Genomic DNA, 3206 nt, shown 5'->3' with positions numbered 1-3206 from the left:
GCGGTGAGGAAGTGCCGGGCTTCGTCGGCGGTGAGGGGTTCGAAGCGGCGGGGTCGGGGCGTGCCGGTGCGGACGTTGCGGGCGACGTTGCGCGGGATCTCTTCCTCACGGACAGCGTGCTCCAGCGCGGACTTGAGGACGGAGTGGATGTAGGCGAGCGTCAGCGGGGAGAGGTACTTGCGGCAGCACTTCCCGATCGCGCAGCAGCGCGGACGGCGGCTGGCCTGAGCGTCGGGCTTCCGGCGGGCGTCGATACCGCGCGCACAGCACTGGCAGACGGTCCGCAGCCCGTTCAGCCAGGTGCGCACGTCCTTCGCGGCGAGCTTGGCGAGCTTCTTCTTGCCGAGGCCGGGGATGAGGTACTGGTTGACGCAGGTGGTGTAGCGGGTGTGGGTGGTTTCGCGGAGCTGGTGGACGGCGACGTTCTCCAGCCAGTACGTCAGGTAGGCGGCCAGACTGCCCTGTGCGGTGGGTACGGGGACGCCGCGGTTGCTGGTGGCGATCTTCTCGGTGAGCTTGGCGAGGGCTTCCTTGCGGGTGATGCCGTAGACACGGACGCGCTTGCGGGTGTCGCCGACGGCCAGGACGTATCCGGCGGCTTCCCAGCGGCCGTCCTTGCGCTGGTAGACGGTGCCGTCGCCGTTGGCGCGGACCCTGCGCGAGCTGGTGCCGGGAGTCGAGGTGGGGCCGGTGGTCATCAGGATGCCTCTTCGAGGTGGTGGTGGACGAGGGCGGTCAGAGCGTGGGTGGGGATGCGGCGGGCGCGGCCGATGGTGAGGGAGACGAGCTGCCGAGTGCGGATGAGGTCGTAGACGGTGGAGCGGCTGATCTTGAGCCGGGCCATGACCTCGGGGACGGTGAGGAGTTCACTGTCGGCGGTCACGCGATCGCCTCCGTGTGGACAGGGGTGGTCAGCGGGTCGGTGGAGTGACCGGCCCGGTCACCGGAGCGCTGTGCGTGCCTGGGGCGGCTCGGCTGCTCGGGTCGCGGGCGCGGTGGAGTGGCCAGGAGGTCGGCGAGGTGGGCGAGTTCGGGCAGGAGGCCGGTTCCGGCGTACTGCCAGTGCGAGATCACCAGGGTCGTGTCCGTGCTGCCGTGTCGCCTGTTTTCCGCGCGCTGACCGGAACGGCGACCGGGGCCGGGGCCGGAGTGACCGGCGGTCAGGTCACCGCGGTCATCGCGGTCACCGTGCCGGTCAGTGACCGGCCGACCCTCACGCACGGGCCCCTGCTCGGCGGATCGGCCGACCAGAGCCGGGTCGGCTGCCGTGGAGGCGGCGGTTTCGGGTTGACGGGTGCGCCAGGCGGTGCGTTCTGCTCGGAGGTGGGTGAGGGTGGTGGAGTAGCGGCGGGTGCGGGTGGAGAAGTGGCCTCGGAAGCCGAGCATGTGGGCCCACTGGCGCAGGCGGAGGTGGGTGTGCTCGGGCTGGGCGCCGAGGTGCCAGGCGGTGTGGATCATGCGGCGGGCGTGGTCGGTGAGGTCGTGCTGGGCGAGTTCGGCGAGGAAGCGGAGGCGGCGGTCGAGGGTGCCGGTGGTGGTTTCGGCGCCCTTGGTGGCGTACTTGGCGATGTAGGCGGCGACGTGCCGGTCGGTGACGGGGGCGTTGCCGGTGAAGTCGGTGCTGCGGATGGCGCGGACGTCGATCTGCCGCCCGAGGCGGAACGCCGTGGGCTCCGGCGGCTGTGCCGGGTCGGCCTCCCCGGTCCGGGAGGGGTGTTGGTGCTGGACGCGGGTGCGCTTGGCAGCGGCGCGGACGGCGTGATCAAGGAGCTGGGTGGTGGCCCAGGTGGGTGGGGTGCTGGTGGGGCCGGTGGGTCCGTCGATGCGGATGACGGTGTGGAAGTGGATCTGGCCGCGCTTTTGGTATTCGGCGACCTTGGCGTAGGTGAACCGCTGCGGATTCTTCGGAGACTCTAGATTGTGGCTGTGACCTGTGGTTTTGGCTGTTGGTTGTAGTACTTGGCTTCGTACTCGGCGGGTGGGGTGTGGCCGAGTTCACTGTGGAGCCGGGTGGAGTTGAACCAGTCGACGTACTCGGCGGTGGCGATCTCGACGTCGGTCAGGGTGCGCCAGGGTCCTTGGCGCTTGATGAGTTCGGTCTTGTAGAGGCCGATGGTCGACTCCATCAGGGCGTTGTCCAGGGCGTCTCCGACTGTGCCGATGGAAGCCGCGATCTGTTCGGCAGCCAGGTGGGTCGCCAGGCGGAACGACGTGTACTGGGAGCCGGCGTCCGAGTGGTGAATCAACTCCCTTGGCGTGACCGGGACTCCGGCGCGGTCCCGCTGCCACAGGCCCATCTCGAGCGCGGACAGGATCAGCGGGGTCTTCTTGTTGGTGGCCGCCGACCAGCCGACGATCCGCCGTGAGAAGGTGTCGACGACGAACGCGACGTAGACGGTGCCGGCCCAGGCTGCCACGTGCGTGAAGTCGGCGACCCACACCCGATTCGGCGCGCCGGCCACGAAGTTGCGCTTCAGTAGGTCGGGTGCCCGGTCCACGTTCTTGTCCGAGACCGTGGTGACGATCTTCTTGCCGCGCACCGCCCCTGACAGCCCCTCTGCCTTCATGAGGCGGGAGACCGTGCACTGCGCGACGGTGTGGCCGCGCCGGTTGAGCTCGGCCCAGACCTTGCGGTAGCCGTAGACGCCGTAGTTGCTCTTGTGGATCTCCCTGATGAGCGGGACGAGTTCGGCGTCGCGGCGGGCGCGGGCGGAGGTGGCGCCGCTCTTGTGGGCGTAGTAGGTGCTGGGGTGGATGCTGCAGTCGTTCGCGGTGAGCGTCCTGCAGATCGGCTCGACTCCGCCGAAGCGGTCCCGGTGCTCGTCGATGAACGCTACGAGCGCGTGTGTGGCCGGTCGAGCTCGGCCGCGAAGAAAGACGCTGCGGCCTTGAGGATCTCGTTGGCCCGCTTCAGCTCGGCGTTCTCGCGCTTGAGTGCCTTCATCGCTGCGGATTCCTCGGTCGTCGTGCCGGGCCGGGCGCCGGCGTCGGTCTCGGCCTGGCGGACCCACTTGCGCAGACTCTCCGGGCCCACGTCGAGCTTGGCACCGATCGACCGGATGCACTGGTACTCGGTCTCGTACTGATCGCGGGTCTCCAGCACCAGGCGCACCGCCCGCTCCCGGACCTCAGTGGGGTATGGCTTCCTCATAACGGAATCGATCCTTCCAAGAGAAGGAGTCTCGGTCAAACCCGCAGCGGTTCAT

The 3206-nt window shown here is 69.1% G+C and carries 3 protein-coding genes and 1 pseudogene; all 4 read right to left on the bottom strand.

Features of this window, described 5'->3' with window-relative positions; all coding sequences use genetic code 11:
• A partial coding sequence (locus C7C46_RS32660; protein WP_484421964.1) for a tyrosine-type recombinase/integrase occupies window positions 1-698 on the bottom strand: 698 nt, incomplete at its 3' end.
• Entirely contained in the window at window positions 698-883 is a 186-nt protein-coding gene (locus C7C46_RS32655; RefSeq protein WP_110673536.1) for a helix-turn-helix domain-containing protein, read from the bottom strand. The genes C7C46_RS32660 and C7C46_RS32655, both read right to left, overlap by 1 nt.
• Window positions 880-1893: pseudogene (locus C7C46_RS37625) on the bottom strand (replication initiator); the annotation flags it as partial. The pseudogene C7C46_RS37625 and the gene C7C46_RS32655, both read right to left, overlap by 4 nt.
• 20 nt (window positions 1894-1913) lie before the next feature.
• Window positions 1914-3151 (bottom strand): IS3 family transposase gene (locus C7C46_RS32645; RefSeq protein WP_245985297.1). Its coding sequence is split into 2 segments (ribosomal slippage): window positions 1914-2878 and window positions 2878-3151, totalling 1239 coding nucleotides; the frame shifts between segments, so codons are not numbered across the junction.
• Window positions 3152-3206: the final 55 nt, after the last annotated feature.

Origin of the sequence: Streptomyces tateyamensis (assembly GCF_003205575.1) — a bacterium.
GTDB lineage: Bacteria > Actinomycetota > Actinomycetes > Streptomycetales > Streptomycetaceae > Kitasatospora > Kitasatospora tateyamensis.
This window is presented reverse-complemented; position numbering and strand designations above follow the sequence as displayed.